The sequence below is a fragment of the Methyloversatilis sp. RAC08 genome, from assembly GCF_001713355.1.
In the GTDB taxonomy this organism is placed as follows: domain Bacteria; phylum Pseudomonadota; class Gammaproteobacteria; order Burkholderiales; family Rhodocyclaceae; genus Methyloversatilis.
In genome coordinates, this window is record NZ_CP016448.1 from 3,563,259 (window position 1) to 3,583,828 (window position 20,570).

17 protein-coding genes are annotated in these 20,570 nt (G+C 67.0%); 9 read left to right on the forward strand and 8 right to left on the reverse strand.

The window, feature by feature from the left end; translation table 11 throughout:
• Nucleotides 1-98: 98 nt before the first annotated feature.
• Together BSY238_RS16150 and rlmM are read right to left on the reverse strand one after the other, a co-directional pair.
• A complete protein-coding gene (locus BSY238_RS16150) occupies nt 99-1,583 on the reverse strand; it encodes a DEAD/DEAH box helicase (RefSeq protein WP_069040047.1) in 1,485 nt (494 codons plus the stop codon).
• A 501-nt stretch (nt 1,584-2,084) separates the two neighbouring features.
• Nucleotides 2,085-3,185: a 23S rRNA (cytidine(2498)-2'-O)-methyltransferase RlmM gene (gene rlmM / locus BSY238_RS16155; protein ID WP_069040048.1), complete on the reverse strand. Its 1,101-nt coding sequence runs from the start codon at nt 3,183-3,185 to the stop codon at nt 2,085-2,087.
• An 86-nt stretch (nt 3,186-3,271) separates the two neighbouring features.
• Between rlmM and BSY238_RS16160 the strand changes: the two genes are divergently transcribed.
• The 4 genes from BSY238_RS16160 to ugpQ are packed head-to-tail and all read left to right on the forward strand — an operon-like array spanning nt 3,272 to nt 6,741.
• Complete coding sequence (locus BSY238_RS16160; RefSeq protein ID WP_223300177.1) at nt 3,272-4,354, forward strand: aldo/keto reductase; 1,083 nt, start codon at nt 3,272-3,274, stop codon at nt 4,352-4,354.
• 38 nt (nt 4,355-4,392) lie between these two features.
• Nucleotides 4,393-5,772: an extracellular solute-binding protein gene (locus BSY238_RS16165; RefSeq protein ID WP_069040050.1), complete on the forward strand. Its 1,380-nt coding sequence runs from the start codon at nt 4,393-4,395 to the stop codon at nt 5,770-5,772.
• On the forward strand, nt 5,742-5,978 hold the full coding sequence (locus BSY238_RS16170; RefSeq protein ID WP_069040051.1) for a hypothetical protein: 237 nt from the start codon (nt 5,742-5,744) through the stop codon (nt 5,976-5,978). Before BSY238_RS16165 ends, BSY238_RS16170 begins: the two co-directional genes overlap by 31 nt.
• A gap of 10 nt (nt 5,979-5,988) precedes the next feature.
• A complete protein-coding gene (gene ugpQ, locus BSY238_RS16175) occupies nt 5,989-6,741 on the forward strand; it encodes a glycerophosphodiester phosphodiesterase (protein WP_069040052.1) in 753 nt (250 codons plus the stop codon).
• Here ugpQ and glpK read toward each other — a convergent pair.
• Entirely contained in the window at nt 6,723-8,195 is a 1,473-nt protein-coding gene (gene glpK / locus BSY238_RS16180) for a glycerol kinase GlpK (RefSeq protein ID WP_069040053.1), read from the reverse strand. The two genes, ugpQ and glpK, sit on opposite strands and share 19 nt — an antisense overlap.
• A gap of 122 nt (nt 8,196-8,317) precedes the next feature.
• On the opposite strand from glpK, the gene alaS reads away from it, so the two are divergent.
• On the forward strand, nt 8,318-10,933 hold the full coding sequence (gene alaS / locus BSY238_RS16185) for an alanine--tRNA ligase (protein WP_069040749.1): 2,616 nt from the start codon (nt 8,318-8,320) through the stop codon (nt 10,931-10,933).
• A complete protein-coding gene (locus BSY238_RS16190) occupies nt 10,933-11,229 on the forward strand; it encodes a hypothetical protein (RefSeq protein WP_223300178.1) in 297 nt (98 codons plus the stop codon). The genes alaS and BSY238_RS16190 overlap by 1 nt, the downstream gene beginning before the upstream one ends.
• Before the next feature lie 23 nt (nt 11,230-11,252).
• On the opposite strand, the gene BSY238_RS16195 is transcribed toward BSY238_RS16190, so the two are convergent.
• The 4 genes from BSY238_RS16195 to BSY238_RS16210 form a co-directional block, all read right to left on the reverse strand.
• A complete protein-coding gene (locus BSY238_RS16195; RefSeq protein ID WP_069040055.1) occupies nt 11,253-12,080 on the reverse strand; it encodes an HDOD domain-containing protein in 828 nt (275 codons plus the stop codon).
• A gap of 24 nt (nt 12,081-12,104) precedes the next feature.
• Nucleotides 12,105-13,337: an EAL and HDOD domain-containing protein gene (locus BSY238_RS16200; RefSeq protein WP_069040056.1), complete on the reverse strand. Its 1,233-nt coding sequence runs from the start codon at nt 13,335-13,337 to the stop codon at nt 12,105-12,107.
• A gap of 120 nt (nt 13,338-13,457) precedes the next feature.
• Complete coding sequence (locus BSY238_RS16205) at nt 13,458-14,834, reverse strand: phosphomannomutase/phosphoglucomutase (protein ID WP_069040057.1); 1,377 nt, start codon at nt 14,832-14,834, stop codon at nt 13,458-13,460.
• A gap of 134 nt (nt 14,835-14,968) precedes the next feature.
• Nucleotides 14,969-15,547 (reverse strand): TetR/AcrR family transcriptional regulator, encoded by a 579-nt coding sequence (locus BSY238_RS16210; protein ID WP_069040058.1) that lies wholly within the window; start codon nt 15,545-15,547, stop codon nt 14,969-14,971.
• A 108-nt stretch (nt 15,548-15,655) separates the two neighbouring features.
• Here BSY238_RS16210 and BSY238_RS16215 point away from each other — a divergent pair, with 108 nt between their 5' ends.
• From BSY238_RS16215 to BSY238_RS16225, 3 genes are all read left to right on the forward strand, one after another.
• A complete protein-coding gene (locus BSY238_RS16215; protein ID WP_069040059.1) occupies nt 15,656-16,408 on the forward strand; it encodes an electron transfer flavoprotein subunit beta/FixA family protein in 753 nt (250 codons plus the stop codon).
• A 12-nt stretch (nt 16,409-16,420) separates the two neighbouring features.
• On the forward strand, nt 16,421-17,356 hold the full coding sequence (locus BSY238_RS16220) for an electron transfer flavoprotein subunit alpha/FixB family protein (protein ID WP_069040060.1): 936 nt from the start codon (nt 16,421-16,423) through the stop codon (nt 17,354-17,356).
• An 88-nt stretch (nt 17,357-17,444) separates the two neighbouring features.
• A complete protein-coding gene (locus BSY238_RS16225) occupies nt 17,445-19,235 on the forward strand; it encodes an acyl-CoA dehydrogenase (protein ID WP_069040061.1) in 1,791 nt (596 codons plus the stop codon).
• Nucleotides 19,236-19,566: 331 nt separating this feature from the next.
• Here the strand turns inward: BSY238_RS16225 and ylqF are convergent, their stop codons facing one another.
• A complete protein-coding gene (gene ylqF, locus BSY238_RS16230) occupies nt 19,567-20,487 on the reverse strand; it encodes a ribosome biogenesis GTPase YlqF (RefSeq protein ID WP_069040062.1) in 921 nt (306 codons plus the stop codon).
• Nucleotides 20,488-20,570 lie beyond the last annotated feature (83 nt).

A 20,570-nucleotide genomic window follows, 5' to 3' on the forward strand; every position in this document is an offset into this window, starting at 1 on the left:
CATGCGCGGCGCGAACGCAATCCCGACGAAGCATTCGTCGAATGCGCTCTTCGCGTTCGTGTACTCGTTGGTTTGCCGGGGCAAGGCTGCCCCGGCGGTCAGCGCTTGCCGTTGCCGCCCAGCAATGCGGCAACCTGTCGCTTGCCACGCCGGGCGCCACCTGCGGTGCCGTCGGACGTTGCGGCCGGGACATCGCCGGAAGGCAGTGATTCGTAAGGCTTGCTGAAGTCGAAACCGTCCGCCGCAACCTGGCTGGCGGATGAACGCGGACTGCGCGGCGGACGCACTGCGTCGCCCGGCGACGACCGGCTGCGGCGAGCTGCGCTTTCCGGCCGTTCCGGCCGCTCACCGCTGCTGACGGCACGCTCCCGCGGGCGCTCGCCACCACGCGCTTCGCGCGGACTCGATTCGCGCGCTTCGCGCTGTCGGGCGCGGCCGGGGTCGAAGCCTTCCGGCGTTGCCGGTTCGATTTCCTTGCGGATGAGCTTTTCGATGTCGGCCACACGGCCGCGCTCTTCCGGCGCCATCAGCGAGATCGCTTCGCCGCTGCGCCCGGCTCGGCCAGTGCGGCCTATACGGTGTACATAATCTTCCGCGTTGTGCGGCAACTCGAAATTGATGACGAAGGGCAGGTCCTCGATGTCGAGTCCGCGCGCTGCGACGTCGGTCGCGACCAGCACGCGCACGGCACCGCTCTTGAACGCCTCCAGCGCTTCGGTGCGCTGCTGCTGGCTCTTGTCGCCGTGGATGGCGTCGGCTGCAACACCCTGACGGATCAGATGTACGGCCAGCCGGCTGGCGCCGAACTTGGTATTGACGAACACCAGCGCCTGACGCGACACGTAGTCGGGCTGCGTCAGCAGGTGCGTCAGCAGCGCACGCTTGTCGTCGGTCGCGCAGGCGTGCACCTTGTGCGTGACGGTTTCGGCAGTGGCATTGCGGCGTGCGACTTCGATCAGCTGCGGGTCGCGCAACATGGCCTGCGCAAGCTTCTTGATTTCTTCCGAGAAGGTGGCCGAAAACAGCAGGCTCTGCCGCTGTGCGGGCAGCAGTGCGAGGATGCGCTTGATGTCCGGGATGAAACCCATGTCCAGCATGCGGTCTGCTTCGTCCAGCACCAGCATCTGAACCTGGCCGAGCGCGATGCTCTTGCCTTCGACGTGATCGAGCAGGCGACCCGGCGTGGCGACGACGATTTCGCGGCCTTCGCGCAACTCCTTCACTTGTGCCTTCATGTCCACGCCGCCGTAGATGCAGACCGAACGCAGCGGCAGGTGCTTCGAATAGGTGCGCACGCTTTCGTGCACCTGCATCGCCAGTTCGCGCGTCGGGCAGACGATCAGCGCGCGTACCGGGTGGCGTGCGGGCGATGGCGAGCTGCTGGCGTGCGGCGCAAGGCGCTGCAGCAGTGGCAGCGTGAAACTGGCGGTCTTGCCAGTGCCGGTCTGGGCGCCGCCCATGACGTCGCGGCCCGCGAGCACGATGGGAATGGCCTGGGCCTGAATGGGGGTCGGCACGGTGTAGCCGGTGTCTGCGACAGCGCGCAGCAATTCGGGGATGAGCCCGAGTTCTTCAAACGACATGTATGCGAAGCTCTTTGTGTAAGGACTTCCGCCTGGCATGCCGGTTCAGGCTGGGGAAATCGGTTCCGGAAAACCCGGCGCGAGTGCGCGCCAACGTAAGCTTGGCGCGGGTATCGAGCCCGGGGCGCAGGCGCCTGGGCGGGAGAAGTGGAGGATCTGGCCGGGCAATCCGGCCGGATCGGAAACTCCGGGCCGCGCCATGACCGGCGAGGCGACTGCGCGCGCATTATCGCACAGTGCAGGGTCGCGCCTCCGCGTGGCGCTGATTCGCAGTTCAGGAGCCCGAGCGCGACCTCGTGCGGGCTTGCTGCGGGAGCGCCGCCCATGGCAGCGGCGGCCTGTTGCAGCGGCGGCCTCGCCGCGATAGTGCCGTGACCATCATTGTGCAGAGTGCGTATCGCGGCGAGGCCGCCGCTCCCACAGGGGCCGCTCCCACAGGCGCCGGCCGTTCCCAAAGGGCAGCCCCCGCAACCGGGAACTGCCCTGTAGCCGCCGCTCCCCTCAGCCGTGCCGCCGCCGGGCGGATGCGGATTTGCCGGGCACGCCCAGGTAACCGGTGACTTCCTCGCGGTCGTGGTAGAGCTGGCGGAAACGCAGTTCGTGCTTCTTGTCGACCGATTCCAGCGCCTCGGCGATCAGGTCGGAGCACAGCTGCAGTTCTTCATAACGCCGCTTCATCGGCAGCTTCAGGTTGAAGATGGCGTGCTGGCACAGGCCCTGCGCGATCCAGCGCGCGACCAGTGCGGCGACGCGGCGCGGCTGTTCGACCATGTCGCACACCAGCCAGTCGACCGGCTTGCGCGGCACAAAACGGAAACCATCTTCCTTCTTGTGCCGCACCTGGCCGGTTTCGAGCAATTCGGGCTTCATCGGCCCGTTGTCTACCGCAGTCACTTCGAAATGGCGCGACACGAGGTGCCAGGTCCAGCCTCCCGGTGCAGCACCGAGGTCGACGGCGCTCATGCCGGGCTTGATCAGCCGTTCCTGTTCGTCTTCGGTCAGCAGGCTGTGAAACGCTTCGGCCAGCTTCAGCGTGGAGCGCGACGGCGCCTCGCGCGGCATGCGCAGGCGCGGAATGCCACCCGGCCACTCGCTGCGCCGGCCCGGCCAGGACAGCGCCACGGTGGCGCGGTCGGCGGCGGTGAAGAAGATGTGCAGGCGCGGCGCATCGCGGTCGTCGCTGAAGGCGTTGGCCGTTTCGAGCGCCTGACTGACGAAGCCTTCCAGCTTGCGGCTGAGGCCGGACAGCGCCTTCACCTTGTCGGTGTCCGGCGTTTCGATCAGGAAGTCGCTGAAGCCCGGCGCCAGTTCGAGAGCGGCTTCGACCACCGGCGTGACGCGGTCGCGCGGTGTCATGCCTTCGACGGTACGGCCCGCCCACACCAGCTGGCGCGCAAAGGTGAGGTCCTGCCAGCTCAGCTTGCGCATCAAGGCGCTCAGCGTGCGCGCATCGGCAAACGCCTCTACGTAGCCACTGCCGGCTTCGGCCTGCGGTTCGATCATCTGGCCGGCGTCGCCGCAGCGGTCCATGATCTCCTGCGCGCATTCGCGTTCGAAGCCGGCGCGGCAATACAGCAGCAGGCCGAGGGGATTTGTTTTCAAGGTGTGTCCGTTCAGGGTGAATCCGTGCCGGGCCGACCGGTCTGTGATACATGTCGCGCTCTTGGGAACGCAATCCGGTCTGCCGCATGAATCTTACGAAAGTTACCGGAATGAAGGATGTCGGCACGAAGGATATCGCGCGCCGACGTCTCGGCCGCTCGACGCTTGAAGTCCCGGCCATCGCGCTGGGCACGATGACCTTCGGTCAGCAGGTCGACGAGCGCACGGCCCACGCCATCATGGACGAAGCCTTCGAGGCCGGCATCGACTTTCTCGACGCGGCCGAAATGTACCCGGTCCCGGCGCGCGCGCAAACCTTCGGCGACACCGAACGCATCGTCGGCAGCTGGCTGGCGCGCCGTCCGCGCGAGTCGGTCATCGTCGCGACCAAGGTGGCCGGACCGGCACGCGGCATCGAATGGATACGCGGCGGGCCGCTGGCGCTGGATGAAAGCAATATCCGGCAGGCGGTCGAAGGATCGCTCGCGCGGCTGCGCACTGACTACATTGACCTGTACCAGATCCACTGGCCGGCGCGCAACGTGCCGATGTTCGGCCAGTATGAGTACGACCCGGGCGGCGAGCGCGAGGCGGAGTCGCTGCGCAGCCAGCTCGAGGCGCTGGGCCGGCTGATCGAGGAAGGCAAGATCCGCCATGTCGGCGTGTCGAACGAAACGCCGTGGGGCCTGATGACCTGCCTGCGCCTCGCCGACGAAGGTCTGCCGCGCGTGGTGAGCATCCAGAACGCCTACCACCTGATGAACCGCACGTTTGACGTCGGCCTGTCCGAGGTATGTACGCGCGAGCAGGTGTCGCTGCTGGCGTACTCGCCACTTGGCTTCGGCCACCTGACCGGCAAGTACGCCGAACGCGCCGACGCGGCCGGTCGCATCACCGAATTTCCGCAGTTCGGCCAGCGCTACTTCAAGGAAAACGTGGCGCCCGCTTCGCGCGCCTATGCCCAGCTGGCGCATGAACACGGACTGACGCCGACCCAGCTGGCGCTCGCGTTCTGCTATCGGCGCCACGCCGTGGCGAGTACCCTGATAGGAGTGACCACGCGCACCCAGTTGCGGGAAAATATCGATGCATGGACCGTAACGCTGTCGAACGCGCTGAACGAAGCCATCGACGCGCTGCACCTGCGCTACACCAACCCGGCGCCGTGACCGGGCGCCCTGCCATGTTGTACAGAGGAGATCTACGGATGTTCATCAAGCCGTTAGCCGCGTTGATCGCGGCCAGCGTCATGCTCGCGCCGATGTCGGCGGGCGCCAACACAGCAAACCCCAAGCCGGCGGCCAGCGCCAAGGCAAGCAAGCCGGCTGCGAAGGCCAGCGCAAAAAGCACCAAGGTCGCCGCGCCGAAGGAAGCCGCCGAAGTCGAACTGGCCCACGGTCTGGATGAGGCCGCGGCACTCGCCCTGCAGGCGCTGGTTGATGACTTCAATGCCGGCGGCAAGGCCAAGCAGAAGATCGTGCTCAGCACGCGCAACTGGGAAGACGCAGACGCTGCGGTTCCCACGCTCCCGGCCATGCTGGTGCTCGACGACGGCGCGCGTCAGCGCTTTCTGGACGGCAAGCCGCGCTACACCCCGCTGCATCAGGTGATGACGATCGCCAAGGAAAAGTTCGCGCATGCAGCCATCCCTGCGCCGATGCCCCCCTATCTGAATGGCGCGAAAGGCCGTCTGAACGCGCTGCCGATCGGGCTCACGACGCCGGTCATGTTCTACAACCGCGACGCCTTCAGCCGCGTCGGGCTTGACCCGAACGTGCCGCCGACCCACTGGTTCTCACTGCAGGAAGCGCTTGGCACGCTGCGCGATGGCGGCTACGCCTGCCCCTACACCAGCGCGCGCCCGACGCAGATCCACGTGGACAACATCAGCGCCTGGCATAACGAGCCGTTCGCGCGCAAACAGGGCAAGACCGGCGAGGCGCTTGCGATCAACGGCCTCGTGCAGGTGAAGCATCTGGCCATGATGTCCTCCTGGTACAAGAGCCGCTACCTGCACATTTTCGGACGCGCCGACGAGGCGGTGCCGATGTTCGCCGGCGGCCAGTGCCAGGTGCTGACGGCACGTTCCTCGGCCTGGCCGCAGATCAAGCGCGACGCCAAGTTCGACATCGGTGTCGCGGCGCTGCCTTTCCACGAAGACATCCGCAATGCGCCGCGCCACACGCTGGCAGATGGCGCGAGCCTGTGGGTGAGCGCCGGGCGTGGTGCCGAGGAAACGCGCACCATCGCGCGCTTTGTCACCTTCCTGCTCGATCCGGACCGCCAGGCCCAGTGGTCGCTTGCCACCGGCTTCATCCCGCTGAACCGCGCCGGCATGGTGGCCATCAGTCCGGTCGATGCGCCGACCGCCGACAGCGTCGCGCGGGTGGCGCTGCGCCAGCTGGCCGGGCGCGCCGGTGCGAAGGACGAACAGACCAGCCACGCGGCCAGCAATCCGCGCGTGCGCGCGGTGCTCGACGAAGAACTGGAAGAGCTGTGGGCCGACCGCAAGCCGGCCAAGGCCGTGCTCGACACGGCAGTCCTGAGGGCAGGCCCATGTGTGACGTCGATCAACTCGTCCTGCTGATCCGCTCGGCCCGCGAGGACGCAACGGTTGGCGAGCCGCTGCGCCGGCTGCTCGCGCTCGACGACGCGGCGCGCGTCAAGGCGATCGAGAAGTGGGTGCGCGAGGGCGTGGCTGCCGGCACGTCGGTGGACATGCTGACCGCCATCGCCTGGCTGACCGACGACGACATCGCGCGTCAGGCGCGCGAACTGCTCGATCCGGCCTGAAGCGGACCCGATGACGTCCAGGCGGTCGCCCTGGCCCTATCCGCTGTGGATCGCCCATCGCGGCGGTGGCTCGGCGGCGCCGGAAAACACGCTCGCAGCGATCCGTGCCGGCGCGGCAGCCGGCTTCGGCATGGTCGAATTCGACGTCATGCTGAGCGGTGATGACGTGCCGCTGCTGATCCATGACGAAACGCTGGAGCGCACGACGGACGGCACGGGCAATGTCAGCGCACACAGCGCCCACGCGCTGCGGCAACTCGATGCGGGGCGCTGGCACGGCCCGACCTTCGCCGGCGAACGCATTCCGACGCTGGATCAGGCCCTCGATTGCCTGCTGGCGCTGGACATCACCGCCAACATCGAAATCAAGCCGGCCACCGGCTTCGAGCGCCGCACCGGCGAAGTCGTCGCGCTCGCGGTCGCGGCACGCTGGCATGCCGGCATGCGGGCGCCGCTGCTGTCCTCGTTCTCGATGGACGCCCTCGAGGCGGCGCGCGAGGCGGCGCCCGACTTGCCGCGCGGTCTGCTGTTCGAACGGCTGCCGGACGACTGGGCCGCCCGGGTGCGCGCACACGGCGCGGTGTCGGTGCACTGCGACCAGGCGGCGCTCGATTTGCAGCAACTTCGGGCCGTGCGCGAAACAGGTGTCCCGGTGCTGTGCTACACGGTGAACGACGCTGCGCGCGCCCGAGAGCTGATCGCGGCCGGTGTGGCCGGTCTGTTTACCGACACGCTCGACCTGCCTCAGCGCTGCGCGACATGATCGAGCGTGGCATGCAGGGCGGCCCGCCATTGCTCAATCAGCGCATCGGCTGACGCTTCCGACGGCAGAAATACCCGACCGTCGTCCGCCGCTGTCTGCATCGCGATGCCAGCGCCGAGCGCCGCCAGTCGCGCCGCCCCCAGCGCCGTGGTTTCCGCCGCAGGTGCGACGCGCACCGGGCAGCCGAGCAGGTCTGCCTGCATCTGCATCAGCAGCGCATTGACCGTGCCGCCGCCGTCGACGCGCAGTTCGCGCAGCGGCGCACCGGCATCGGCTTCCATCGCCCGCATCACGTCCAGCGTCTGCAGCGCGATCGCTTCGAGCGCGGCACGGGCGATGTGGGCGCGCGTGGTGCCGCGCGTCAGCCCGTACATCGCACCGCGCGCCCCGGATGACCAGTGTGGCGCACCGAGGCCGGTGAAGGCCGGCACGATGGTGACGCCGGCGCTGTCCGGCACGCTGGCCGCCAGCGCCTCGATATCCCCCGCGCGGGCGATCAGCCCCAGCCCGTCGCGCAGCCACTGCACCAGCGCCCCGGTCACGAACACGCTGCCTTCGAGCGCGTATTCGATGCGCTCCGACGTCTGCGCGGCACAGGTCGTGAGCAGGCCGTGCTGCGATTCGATGGCCCGGTCACCGGTATGCATCAGCATGAAACAGCCCGTGCCGTAGGTGTTCTTGGCCAGTCCGGGCGCGGTGCAGCCCTGGCCGTACAGCGCCGCCTGCTGGTCGCCGGCGATGCCGGTGATCGGCAGCGCGCGGCCGAACAGTGCTGCGCCGGTTTCCGCCAGGGCGCCGCTGGATGCCACCACTCGCGGCAGCAGCGCGCGCGGAATCCCGAACAGTTCGAGCAGGTAGTCGTCCCACTGGCCGGTGTGGATGTCGAGCAACTGGGAGCGGCTGGCGTTGGTCAGGTCGGTCAGATGCGCGCACCCGCCGGTGAGCTGCCACACCAGCCAGCTGTCCATCGTGCCGCAGGCCAGTTCGCCGCGCTGCGCGCGTTCGCGGGCGTCCGGCACATGATCGAGCAGCCAGGCGATCTTGCTGGCCGAGAAATAGGGGTCGAGCACCAGACCGGTCTTTGCGCGCACGGCGTCTGCGTGGCCTGCAGCCTTGAGGCGGGCGCAGACCTCCGCCGTACGTCGGTCCTGCCAGACGATGGCCGGCCCGAGCGGCTCGCCGGTCGAGCGGTCCCACAGCAGAACGGTTTCGCGCTGGTTGGTGATGCCGATGGCCGCGATGTCGGCGGGCGACAACGCGGCTCGCATCAGCACCTCGCGCACGCAGTCGACGGTATCCGTCCAGATGCGCCGGGCGTCATGTTCCACCCAGCCGGGCTGCGGGTAGTGCTGCGGCAGTTCGCGCTGCGCCATCGCAACCATGTCGCCGGCGGTGTCGAACACCAGCGCGCGCGAACTGGTCGTGCCCTGGTCGAGCGCAAGAATGTGACGCATGTGTTCTCCTCGTCCGCCTGTCGTATCCACGGCAGCGCAGTCATCGGGCGCTGCGGGCGGAATGCTAGAATCCGCGGCTGTTTCGCGCAGTTTAGCGCTCTCCTGATTCTCCATTGCCGACCATGACCAGCGCCGACATCCGCTCCGCCTTCCTGAATTTTTTCGCGTCCAAGGGCCACCAGATCGTGGCGTCCAGTTCGCTGGTGCCGCACGAAGACCCGACGTTGCTGTTCACCAACGCCGGCATGAACCAGTTCAAGGACGTGTTTCTCGGCTTCGACAAGCGCAGCTACAACCGCGCGACGACGTCGCAGAAATGCGTGCGCGCGGGCGGCAAGCACAACGACCTGGAAAACGTCGGCTACACCGCGCGTCACCACACCTTCTTCGAAATGCTGGGCAACTTCAGCTTCGGCGACTATTTCAAGCAGGACGCGATCGACTACGCCTGGGAACTGCTGACCGGGGTGTTCAAGCTGCCGGCCGACAAGCTGTGGGTCACGGTGTATGCCGAGGACGATGAAGCCTATGCGATCTGGCGCGACCGGATCGGCGTGCCGGTCGAGCGCATCGTGCGCATCGGTGACAACAAGGGCGCGCGCTACGCGTCGGACAACTTCTGGATGATGGGCGATACCGGCCCCTGCGGCCCGTGCACCGAAATCTTCTACGACCACGGCGAAGACATTCCGGGCGGCCCGCCGGGATCTCCCGATGAAGACGGCGACCGCTACATCGAAATCTGGAACAACGTGTTCATGCAGTACAACCGCGACGAAGCGGGCGTACTGCATCCGCTGCCCAAGCCCAGTGTCGACACCGGCATGGGTCTGGAGCGCATCGCCGCCGTGCTGCAGCACGTGCACAGCAATTACGAAATCGATCTGTTCGTCGCGCTGATCGCCGCCGCTGCGCGCGAAACGCACACCGTCGATCTCGACAATCCGTCATTGAAGGTGCTGGCCGACCACATCCGCGCCTGCTCCTTCCTGATCGCCGACGGCGTCATCCCGGGTAATGAAGGCCGCGGCTATGTACTGCGCCGCATCATCCGCCGCGCCATCCGCCACGGCTACAAGCTGGGCGCGCGCGCCGCATTCTTCCACCGCATGGTGCCGGACCTGATCTCGCAGATGGGCGTCGCCTACCCGGATCTGGCTGCGGCGCAGCAGAAGGTGATGGACGTGCTGCGACAGGAGGAGGAGCGCTTCTTCGCGACGATCGAAAACGGCATGTCCATCCTCGAATCGGCGCTGAGCGCGCTGCCCGAGGGTACCCCGCTGGATGGCGAAACCGCGTTCAAGCTGCACGACACCTACGGCTTCCCGCTCGACTTGACCGCCGACATCTGTCGCGAGCGCGGCGTGACCGCGGACACCGCCGGGTTCGATGTCGCGATGGCCCGCCAGAAGGACCAGGCGCGCGCCGCCGGCAAGTTCCGCATGGCCACGGCGCTTGACTACGACGGCGCGGCGACCGCCTTCCACGGCTACGACACGCTCGACAAGCAGGGCAGGGTGCTGGCGCTGTACCGCGACGGCGCGCCGGTCGATGCGCTGCACGAGGGCGAACTGGGTGTCGTGGTACTCGACGACACGCCGTTCTATGCCGAATCCGGCGGTCAGGTCGGCGACCGCGGCGAGCTGCGCGGTGCGCAGGGCATTTTCAAGGTCGAGGACACGCTGAAGATACAGGCGGCAGTGTTCGGCCATCACGGCGTGCTTGGCACCGGCCGTCTGGCGGTCGGCGACACGGTCAGCGCACGCGTCGATGTACGCGCCCGCGCCGCGACCGCGCGCAACCACTCGGTCACCCACCTGATGCACAAGGCCTTGCGCGAAGTGCTGGGCGACCATGTGGCGCAGAAGGGTTCGCTGGTCGATGCCGACAAGACGCGCTTCGACTTCGTGCATCACGCGCCGATGACCGACGACCAGATCGCCCGCGTCGAGCGCATCGTGAACACGGAAATCCTCGCCAACGCGGCGACGCAGGCGCGCGTGATGGGCATCGAGGACGCGCAGAAGACCGGTGCGATGATGCTGTTCGGCGAAAAGTACGGCGACGAGGTGCGCGTGCTCGACATCGGCTCATCGCGCGAACTGTGCGGCGGCACGCATGTGGCGCGCACCGGCGACATCGGGTTGTTCAAGATCACGGTCGAAGCCGGCGTCGCGGCGGGCGTGCGCCGGGTCGAGGCCATCACCGGCGAAAACGCGGTCGGTTTCGTGCAGGGACAGGACCGGCTGGTGGCGCAGGCGGCAGCCGCCTTCAAGGCGCCACCTGCGGAATTGCCGGCCAAGATCGCGCAGACGCTGGATCACGTGCGCGCGCTGGAAAAGGAACTGGCCCGGCTCAAGAGCAAGCTGGCGTCGAGCCAGGGCGACGATCTGGCGGCGCAGGCCGTGACCGTCGGCAGCACGAAGGTGCTGGCCGCGGTGATGGAAGGGGCCGATGTGCCGGCGCTGCGCGAAACGCTGGACAAGCTGCGCGACAAGCTCGGTTCGGCCGCCATCGTGCTGGCTGCGGTCAACGACGGCAAGGTGAGCCTGATCGCCGGCGTCACGCCGGATCTGACGGCGAAGGTGAAGGCCGGCGAATTGGTCAATTTCGTCGCCGCCCAGGTCGGCGGCAAGGGTGGCGGCAAGCCGGACATGGCGCAGGCCGGTGGAACGCAGCCGGAAAACCTGCCCGCTGCGCTGGCCGGCGTCACGACATGGGTGGAGGGCAGACTGTGATGAAACGGATGACGTGCGTGGCGCTGATGCTCGCCGCTGGCGGGCTGGTGCAGGCCGGCGAGGGCACGATGATCGAGGCGACCACAGCGGCCGGGGAGAAGGTGCAGCTGATGCCGGACGGCCGCTGGAAGTTCGTCGATCAGGCGAAGCAGGTCGAGGCGAAGAAGATTGCCGACACCTATCCGGAAAACCATCTGCGGCCGGAAGGCGCACAGGGCGGCTGGTTCGGCACCCGTGTGCTCATGCCGGGCGACAAGGACTACAACCGCGGCACGCTGAACCCGAAGATGCGCTGACCCGGCACGCCGGTGGCAGCCGGTCAGAGCGCCAGTTCTGCTTCCGCCGCGTGTTCCGCGCAGTACTCGATGTCGGGCAGGATGGCCGTGCGGTCGAGGCCGCACAGGTCGGTGATGCTGCGGTTCAGGTGCCCGGCGATGTCCTCGGGCTTCACGTCGTCATCGATTTCCGTCGCGATCTGGGCCGCGACATTGGTCAGTCGCGCGAGGCGCGTGGCGCTGTCGTGATGCGGCTGGCAGTAGTACTGCATCGCCAGGGCGACGTCATCCGGAAAATTCCAGCGCGCCGCAAGTTCGGCACCCACTTCGCAATGGTTGGTGTGCAGCTTGAGGTGCTCGACGGCCGCGCGCTCGCCGATACTGAGACCATCACAGTCACGAGCGATTTCCTCGGCAAGACGCGGAAAGGCGATGTGGATCATCAGCTGGCCCAGCCGGTGCATCAGGCCGGAGACGTAGGCGTTGTCGGCATTCTCGCCGGCATGGCGTGCCAGCAGCGCGTTGGCGCTGGCGGTCATCAGCGCGTGGCGCCAGAAGTCCTTCAGGTCGACACCGGGTACCTTGGGAAATGCGCTGCTGACGCCGGCCGAAATGACCAGCGTGCGCAGCACGCGCGTACCGACCAGGCGGACTGCATCGTCGATCGAACCCACCGTGCGGCGGCTGCCGTAGAAGCCCGAATTGGCAATGCGCAGCACGCGCGCGCTGATGACCGGGTCGAGCCGGATATCGGCGATCAGCGGCTGCAGGTCGGCATCTTCATGCTTGAGGGTGTCGATCATCTTCTGCACCACCCGCGGAATGACCGGGAGTTGGGCGGTGGCGCTGAAGATGCGTTCCATTGCGTTCATGCGGGCTTCCTTTGAGCGTGCTGTTCATTGGCCGAGCGTTGCCGCCCAGGCCATGGATTCGGAGGTGGCGTTCGTGAAATCGGTCAGACCAAGCGCCGGCAATCGACTGAGCGTAAGCGCGAACTCGTGCAGCGCGTTGTCCTCCCAGTTGCGCATCAGCGTGAGCAGCGCACCGAGGTTGCCCGAGCCATCATTCAGGGCATTCTGGATCGAGGGAGCCACCGCCAGGGTCTTCAGGATTTCGTCCATCCGCACGCCGAGCAGCGCCGGCAGCAGCGAAAGAATGCCGGTCAGGAAGGCGCATTCGGGGTCGCAGTCACGGCTGTCGCACCTTTCCGCCAGCAGCTCCATCGTGCGGGCGCGGGTGGCCACCATGGCGAGCAGCGGGCCGCCGGTCTGCTCGCCGCCTTGCGGGCAGAACAGCAACAGCTGCAGCCAGCGCTGCAATTGGGTGCGTCCAAGCAACGTGATGGCTTCGCGCGCGGACGATATCTGGCGCCCGCCATTGCCGATAGAATTGGATACCCGCATCAGGTTCACCAGCAGCGCCGGTTCCTGCTTGATCAGCGGCTCCATTGCGACTGTTTCTGCGTCGCCCATGACCAGGCCAAGCAGTCGCAGCAGCGTCGTTTCACTCGATTTCAGCGCGCGTGTGCTCAGCACGCTTGGGCGGGCGAAGAAGTAACCCTGGAAGTAGGCAAAGCCCAGTTCGTTGCAGCGCTGGGCCTGTTCGGCGCTGTCGACCTTTTCGGCCAGAAGTTTCGCCTTGTAGGGTTTGAAGCTGTTGACGATGGCCGGCAGCGTGTCCGGATCGACGCCCAGCAGGTCGATCTTGACGAAGGACGCAATTTCGATCAGCGGCCGGAAGTCGTCTTCCAGGCTGAGTACGTCGTCGAGCGCCAGGCGGAAACCCTTGGCCACCAGGTCGCGCGCGCGCTCGATAACAACTGGTGTCGGCGGGATCGTTTCCAGAAGCTCGATGACGATCTTGTCCGGCGGCAGCAGCTCGATCGCTTCGGACATCAGCATCTCTTCGCTGACGTTGATGAAACCGAAGGCGTTGCCGAGCGAATTTTCCAGACCCAGCTCATTGAACACCGTGGTGATCACGCGGGCGGTTGCACTCATGTCGCTGCTGAATTCCGCATGATCCATCTGGCCTGAGCGGAACAGCAGTTCGTAGGCGTACAGCGCGCCCCTCCGGTCGAGGATGGGCTGGCGACCGACGAAGATGGAAGTGGTGTTGTTATTCGACATGTACCGGTTTCGGCATGCCGTACTCAAGATTGAGGACTTCCTGATCTTATTTTTCTCCGCCGGTGCCCACTGCATCACCGACAGCCGACGATGCAGCTCGGTGGTCGGTGCAGTGTCGGGTCAGAACGGCAATTTCAGCTCCGGTCGGGCGCGCAGCAGGACGCCACGGAAATCGGCCTGGATGCGGGCCAGCGCGGCGTCGGTGTCGGCTTCGAAGCGCAGCACGACGACTGGCGTGGTGTTCGAGGCGCGCATCAGGCCGAAGCCGTCGGCGTACTCGACGCGCAGACCGTCGATCTTGATGATTTCGCGCGCGCCGTCGAACACGGCCGACTGCTGCATTTCGGCGATCAGCGCATGCGGCTCGCCCTCGTTCATCTTGAGGTTGAGCTCGGGCGTCGAAATTGCGGTCGGCAGTGCCTTCAGCACCGCGTTGCCGTCCGGCGAGGCAGACAGGATTTCCAGCAGTCGGGCGGCCGCGTACAGGCCATCGTCGAAGCCGAACCAGCGCTCCTTGAAGAACATGTGGCCGCTCATTTCGCCGGCAAGTGCGGCGCCGCTCTGCTTGAGCTTGGCCTTGATCAGCGCGTGACCGGTGTTCCACATGACCGGCTCGCCGCCGTGTTCGCGCACCCAGGGCGCGAGCAGGCGCGTGCATTTAACGTCATAGACGATCTGCGCACCGGGCTGGCGGGACAGCACGTCGGCCGCGAACAGCATCAGCTGGCGGTCGGGGTAGATGATTTCGCCGTCGCGCGTGACCACGCCCAGGCGGTCGCCGTCGCCGTCGAAGGCGAGGCCGATTTCGGCGTCACCCGCGGCCAGCACGCGGATCAGGTCTTCCAGGTTTTCCGGCTTGGATGGATCCGGATGGTGGTTCGGGAAGTGGCCGTCGACCTCGCAGAACAGCGGCGTCACCTGGCAGCCCAGGGCTTCGAACAGCTTCGGGCCGATGTCGCCGGCCACGCCGTTGCCGCAGTCGATGACGATCTTCATCGGCCGCTTGAGCTTCACGTCGGACGTGACGCGGGCGATGTAGGCGTCGCGAACGTCGGCATGGCGGGTGGTGCCCACGCCATGCACCAGATCGTTCTCGATGATGCGCCGGCGCAGGTCCTGGATCATGTCGCCGTACAGTGTCTGGCCGCCGAGCACCATTTTCAGGCCGTTGTAGTCGGGCGGATTGTGGCTGCCGGTCACGCTGACCGCGCTGTCGGTGCCGAGATCAAAGGCGGCGAAGTACGACAGCGGCGTCGGCACGCAGCCGATGTCCAGCACGTCGACGCCGGCGGCATTGATGCCGGCGGCCAGTGCGCCCGCCAGTTCGGGGCCCGACAGCCGGCCGTCACGGCCGACCGCGATCGTGCGCTGGCCGCGCTTGACGGCTTCGGAGCCGAGCGCGTGGCCGATGGCGCGAACCGCCTCCGCGGTCAGCGTCTTGTCGACGATGCCCCGGATGTCGTAGGCCTTGAAAATTTCTGGTGCGGGGAAGGACATCTGTTTTCCTTTCTGTGAATTCGGGCGGCACGGTGCATCGGGTGCCATGCGGCAGCGCGGCAATTATCCGTCGCCAGCCGCGAGGGTGACGCGCATCATTGCGCAGTCTGGCGCGTATTTCAGTGCGCAACCTCTCATCCGCCGGTGATCAGGCGCGCGATGAAGGTTCGCGAGACGGCCGGGCGCAGCGCCTCGCGTTCGCCGTCCATCATGCCGAGGCCGAACACGTAGGCGTACAGCAGCAGACTGCGGCTGGCGGCTTCGTCGGCGTCGTGCCCTGCGGCGACGAACAGGGTGGTGGCGCAGTCGAGGCGCACCGCGTCGACGGCGTCGATCACCGACTGCGCCGCTGCGTCGTGGCGCGCCCAGTCGCGGATCGCCAGCTCAACGCGCATGCCGCGCTGGTTGCGGGCCAGGCTGTAGGTGTCGATCACGTGGTGAAGTTGCGCGATCTCGTGCCCGGGCGCACATTGCGTGCGCTGCGTGATGTCGTAGATGCGCCCGACCCGCCAGTGATCGAGCAGCGCGTCGAGCAGGGCACGCCGGTCCCGGAAGTGCCAGTAGAAGCTGCCCTTGGTCAGCCCGAGCTGGCGCGCAAGGCTTTCGACCTTGACTGCGTCGACACCGCTGTCGGCCAGCGTCTGGGTGGCGGCGCTCAGCCAGGTATCGCGATCCATCTGTGGGCGCGGAGCGAGGGTTTCGGGTTCGGGCATGAGGCTATTCCGCTTCCGGCTATTGACCATGGATTCTTGCGTACGGTAGCGTATGGACCTTAACATACGCAGCCGTATGGATGCGGAAGCACCGAGGAGGCGCGAGCGATGAAGGTACTGGTTCCGGTCAAGCGGGTGATTGATTACAACGTGAAGATTCGCGTGGCAGCCGACGGCAGCGGCGTGGAAACCGCCAATGTGAAGATGTCGATGAATCCGTTCGACGAAATCGCGGTGGAAGAGGCGGTGCGGCTGCGCGAGGCGGGCGTGGTGACCGAAGTCATCGCGGTGTCCTGCGGCATCGCGGCCTGCCAGGACACCTTGCGTGCCGCGATGGCCATCGGCGCCGACCGCGCCATTCTGGTCGGTACGGAGGTCGAACTGCAGCCGCTGGCGGTGGCCAAGCTGCTCGCCGCCGTGGCGAAACGCGAAGCGCCGCAGTTGATCTTCTGCGGCAAGCAGGCCATCGACGACGACGCGAACCAGACCGGTCAGATGCTGGCCGCGCTGCTCGGCTGGGGTCAGGCGACCTTTGCGTCGAAGGTGCAGGTGGCCGACGGTCGCGCCGTGGTGACGCGCGAAATCGACGGCGGGCTGGAAACGGTCAGCGTTGCGCTGCCGGCGCTGATCAGCACCGATCTGCGCCTGAACGAGCCGCGCTACGCCAGTCTGCCCAACATCATGAAGGCGAAGAAGAAGCCGCTCGACACGCTGACGCCAGACGAACTGGGCGTGGACGTGACGCCGCGCCTGACGACGCTGCGCGTTGCCGAACCGCCCAAGCGGCAGGCCGGTGTGAAGGTGGCCGACGTCGCCGAACTGGTCGCGAAGCTTCGCAACGAAGCCAAAGTGCTGCGCTGAGGAATCCCTGACATGAACATTCTGGTCATTGCCGAACACGACAACGCCGCGCTGCGCCCGGCGACGCTGAACACGATCGCTGCCGCCTCGAAGATCGGCGGGGACATCACCGTGCTGGTCGCCGGCCTGGGCTGCGCCGCCGCAGCGAGCGCCGCGGCGGCTGTCGCTGGCGTCACGAAGGTGCTGACGGCCGACGCGCCGCAATTCGAACACGCGCTGGCGGAAGACGTGGCCGCGCTGGTGCTGTCGCTGGCGTCCGGCTACACCCACCTGCTGGCGCCGGCTAGCAGCTTCGGCAAGAATTTCATGCCGCGCGTCGCTGCGCTGCTCGATGTGGCGCAGGTGTCCGACATCGTCGCGGTCGAGTCGGCCGACACCTTCGTGCGCCCGATCTACGCCGGCAATGCGCTGGCCACGGTGCAGAGTCGTGACGCGATAAAGGTCATCACGGTGCGCGCGACCGCGTTCGACCCGGCGACGGCTGCCGGCGGCGCCGCCGCGATCGAATCCATCCAGCCACCGGCGGCGACCGGGCTGGCGACTTTCGTGTCGCAGGAACTGTCGCAGTCGGCGCGCCCCGAACTTGGATCGGCGCGGGTCGTCGTATCAGGAGGACGCGGGCTCGGCAGCGGCGAGGCCTACCACAGCGTGCTCGAACCGCTGGCCGACAAGCTCGGTGCCGCGCTCGGCGCCAGCCGCGCCGCGGTCGATTCGGGCTATGCACCCAACGACTATCAGGTCGGTCAGACCGGCAAGATCGTCGCACCCGATCTCTACATTGCCGTCGGTCTTTCGGGTGCCATACAGCATCTGGCCGGCATGAAGGAATCGAAAGTCATCGTCGCCATCAACAAGGACGCCGATGCGCCGATCTTCCAGGTCGCCGACTACGGCCTGGTGGGCGACCTGTTCGAACTGGTGCCCAAGCTGGTTGCGGAGCTGGGGTAGCCGGCGCCTGACAGTCGCTGCAGGGTTGTCGCCGCGGCGATCCGCGGCACGGCATCAACGGGCCGGCAGAGCCCCGGAGGAGTGAGCCATGAGTGAATACATCGCCCCGCTGCGCGACATGCGTTTCGCGCTCGAACTGGCCGGGCTGGCCGAAGTGGTGGCGCTGCCCGGGCTGGAGGATTCGAGCCCCGACGTGGTCGATGCCGTGCTCGACGAGGCGGCGCGCTTCACCTCCGAAGTGCTGTCGCCGCTGAACTGGATCGGCGACCGGGCCGGCGCCACGCTGGGCGAAGACGGGCGCGTAACGCTGCCGGAGGGCTTTACCGGCGCCTACCGGCAGTACGCGGAAAACGGCTGGAACGGCATGGGCTGCGACCCGGCGCACGGCGGCGCCGGCATGCCGCATGTGGTGGTCGCGATGATCCAGGAAATGGTGATGGGCGCGAACATGGCGTTTTCGCTCTGTCCGCTGCTGACCGCCGGCGCCATCGAAGCGCTGTCGCTGTGCGGCTCGGACGCACAGAAGCACCTGTACCTGGACAAGATGGTGAGCGGCGAATGGACCGGCACCATGAACCTGACCGAGCCGCAGGCCGGCTCCGACCTCGCCGCCGTGCGCACCCGCGCCGAGCCGCAGGCCGACGGCAGCTATCGGGTTTTCGGCCAGAAGATCTACATCACCTTCGGCGAGCACGAACTGGCCGACAACATCGTGCATCTGGTGCTGGCGCGCACGCCGGGTGCACCCGAGGGCATGAAGGGTATTTCGCTGTTCATCGTGCCCAAGTTCGTTCCGGATGCCGACGGCAAGCCGGGCGCGCGCAACGATGTGCGCTGCGTGTCGCTGGAACACAAGCTGGGCATCCATGCCAGTCCGACCTGTGTCATGGCCTACGGCGACGACGGCGGTGCGATCGGCTGGCTGTGCGGCGACGAGAATCGCGGCATCGAGTACATGTTCATCATGATGAATGCCGCGCGCTACGCGGTTGGCCTGCAGGGCATCGCGGTGGCCGAGCGCGCCCTGCAGGCCGCGCTGGGCTACGCGCGAGAGCGGGTGCAGGGCACCGAAGCCGGTGTGAAGTCGGGCGAACGCGTGGCCATCATCCGCCACCCGGATGTGCGCCGCATGTTGATGCTGATGAAGTCGCAGGTCGAGGCGATGCGCGCGCTCGCCGCCGTGACTGCGGCGGCACTGGACCGCGCCGAACATGATCCCGACCCGGAGGCGCGCGCTCGCGCTCAGGGTTTCGTCGAACTGATGATTCCGCTGGTCAAGGGCTGGAGCACCGAAACGTCCATCGACATCGCATCGCTGGGCATACAGGTGCACGGCGGCATGGGCTATGTCGAGGAAACCGGTGCCGCGCAGTACTTGCGCGACGCGCGCATCACCACGATCTACGAAGGCACGACCGCCATCCAGGCCAACGATCTGGTCGGCCGCAAGATTGCGCGTGACGGCGGTGCCGCAGCCCGCGCGGTGATCGCCGACATGCATGCACAGTGTGCTGCGCTGGACGCGACCGGTGATGCGGCGCTTGCCTTGATCGCTGCCGCCCTGCGCGACGCAGCGCAGGCGCTGGAGCGCGGCGTGGGCTTCGTCGTCGAACACTTCCGCAGCGATGTGCGCGCCGTGCTGGCCGGTGCGGTGCCGCTGCTCGGCCTGTTCGGCCGCGCCGCCGGCGGCTGGCAGATGGCGCGCGCGGCGCTGCTGTCGCACCGTCATCTGGCCGGCGGCAGCGACGACGCAGCCTTCCATCGCGCCAAGATCGCCAGCGCCCGCTTCTACGCCGACCATGTGCTGAGCCAGTGCGCCGGTCTGGCGCACGTCGTGTGTCAGGGTGCGGCCGCTACGCTGGACGAGTCGCTGGACTGACACAGGCACCTTCTGACGCTCGCTCGCTGCAGCCCTTCCTGCTGCTGCGACATCAGTCAATGCAGTGCGCCCTGTGGGAGCGGCCCCTGTGGGAGAACATACAAGCGGCGGCTTGTGGGAGCGGCGGTCTGTGGGAGCGGCGGCCTCGCCGCGATCAGTGCCGCGATGGTCGTTGTGCAGCGTGCGTATCGCGGCGAGGCCGCCGCTCCCACAGGCCTGGAGCACAGGCCTGGAGCACAGGCCTGGAGCACAGGCCTGGAGCACAGGCCTGGAGCACAGGCCTGGAGCACAGCCCTGAACCCTGCAGTGCCCTTCGCAGCCCCCGTTCCCGTCAGTCTGCAGTCGTGGTGTCGTCGTCCGGCGCCTTCTGGCGCGCCTTCTCTGCCTTGGCCGCGCGGTCGGCGGCCAGCATCTTCGCGCGCGATTCGGGCGTTTCCAGGCTGACGCGGCCGATGGCGCCGTCGCGGTAGTCCTGCAGCAGGGTGAACGACGCCTTTTCGTAATCCGGCGCGCCGCCCTTGATGCGGTAGCCGCGCCGCGCCGCGATGTGCTGGATGACCGACACGCCATCCATGTCCGGCGTGCAGCCGTATCGGGCAGTCATCAGCGCCGGGTACTTCGCCTGCAGCAGGTTGCCGAGAAAGGTCGCGACCTCTTCGTCGATGATTGCGTTGCGGCCGATGGCGTGGCTGGCCGCCAGCATCAGGCCATCGCTTTCATGTTCGATCTTCGGCCACATCAGGCCTGGCGTGTCGTACAGCGTCAGCCGCGGCGTCAGGTGGATGCGCTGGATGCTCTTGGTGATGGCCGGCTCGTCGCCGGTCGCGGCCACGTGCTTCTTCACCAGCGCATTCATCAGCGTCGATTTGCCGACGTTGGGGATGCCCATGATGATGAGGCGCAGCGGTTTGAGGTTGTCGTCGCGGTGCGGTGCGAGCGACTGCGCAAGCTGCTCGATGCGTTTCGCGTCGCCCGGCTTGCGCGCCGAAATCGACACCGCCTTCGTGTTCGGCTGTGCGTTGAAATGCTTCAGCCAGGCCGCCGTCGCCTCCGGATCGGCCAGATCCGCCTTGTTAAGCAGCTTCAGGCAAGGCCGGTTGCGATGCGTGCGGATGGCGTGGATCAGCGGATTGCTGCTCGCGTCGGGTAGGCGGGCGTCGAGCACCTCGACCACCACGTCGACCGACTTCATCGCGTCGGTCGCGTGCTTGCGCGCGGCGGTCATGTGACCGGGGAACCACTGGATGGACATGTGAGACAGACAACGGAATAAGGCCGCTATTCTACCGGTCGACCGGCAGCGCACGTGGCGCCGCACAATTCCTTGTCGCAGCG

Bases quoted from the DNA above. Each gene is read 5' to 3' on its own strand.
- BSY238_RS16150 (WP_069040047.1), bottom strand. From the start codon at position 1,583: ATGTCGTTTGAAGAACTCGGGCTCATCCCCGAATTGCTGCGCGCTGTC.
- BSY238_RS16160 (WP_223300177.1), top strand. From the start codon at position 3,272: ATGAATCTTACGAAAGTTACCGGAATGAAGGATGTCGGCACGAAGGAT.
- BSY238_RS16165 (WP_069040050.1), top strand. From the start codon at position 4,393: ATGTTCATCAAGCCGTTAGCCGCGTTGATCGCGGCCAGCGTCATGCTC.
- BSY238_RS16170 (WP_069040051.1), top strand. From the start codon at position 5,742: ATGTGTGACGTCGATCAACTCGTCCTGCTGATCCGCTCGGCCCGCGAG.
- ugpQ (WP_069040052.1), top strand. From the start codon at position 5,989: ATGACGTCCAGGCGGTCGCCCTGGCCCTATCCGCTGTGGATCGCCCAT.
- glpK (WP_069040053.1), bottom strand. From the start codon at position 8,195: ATGCGTCACATTCTTGCGCTCGACCAGGGCACGACCAGTTCGCGCGCG.
- alaS (WP_069040749.1), top strand. From the start codon at position 8,318: ATGACCAGCGCCGACATCCGCTCCGCCTTCCTGAATTTTTTCGCGTCC.
- BSY238_RS16190 (WP_223300178.1), top strand. From the start codon at position 10,933: ATGAAACGGATGACGTGCGTGGCGCTGATGCTCGCCGCTGGCGGGCTG.
- BSY238_RS16195 (WP_069040055.1), bottom strand. From the start codon at position 12,080: ATGAACGCAATGGAACGCATCTTCAGCGCCACCGCCCAACTCCCGGTC.
- BSY238_RS16200 (WP_069040056.1), bottom strand. From the start codon at position 13,337: ATGTCGAATAACAACACCACTTCCATCTTCGTCGGTCGCCAGCCCATC.
- BSY238_RS16205 (WP_069040057.1), bottom strand. From the start codon at position 14,834: ATGTCCTTCCCCGCACCAGAAATTTTCAAGGCCTACGACATCCGGGGC.
- BSY238_RS16210 (WP_069040058.1), bottom strand. From the start codon at position 15,547: ATGCCCGAACCCGAAACCCTCGCTCCGCGCCCACAGATGGATCGCGAT.
- BSY238_RS16215 (WP_069040059.1), top strand. From the start codon at position 15,656: ATGAAGGTACTGGTTCCGGTCAAGCGGGTGATTGATTACAACGTGAAG.
- BSY238_RS16220 (WP_069040060.1), top strand. From the start codon at position 16,421: ATGAACATTCTGGTCATTGCCGAACACGACAACGCCGCGCTGCGCCCG.
- BSY238_RS16225 (WP_069040061.1), top strand. From the start codon at position 17,445: ATGAGTGAATACATCGCCCCGCTGCGCGACATGCGTTTCGCGCTCGAA.
- ylqF (WP_069040062.1), bottom strand. From the start codon at position 20,487: ATGTCCATCCAGTGGTTCCCCGGTCACATGACCGCCGCGCGCAAGCAC.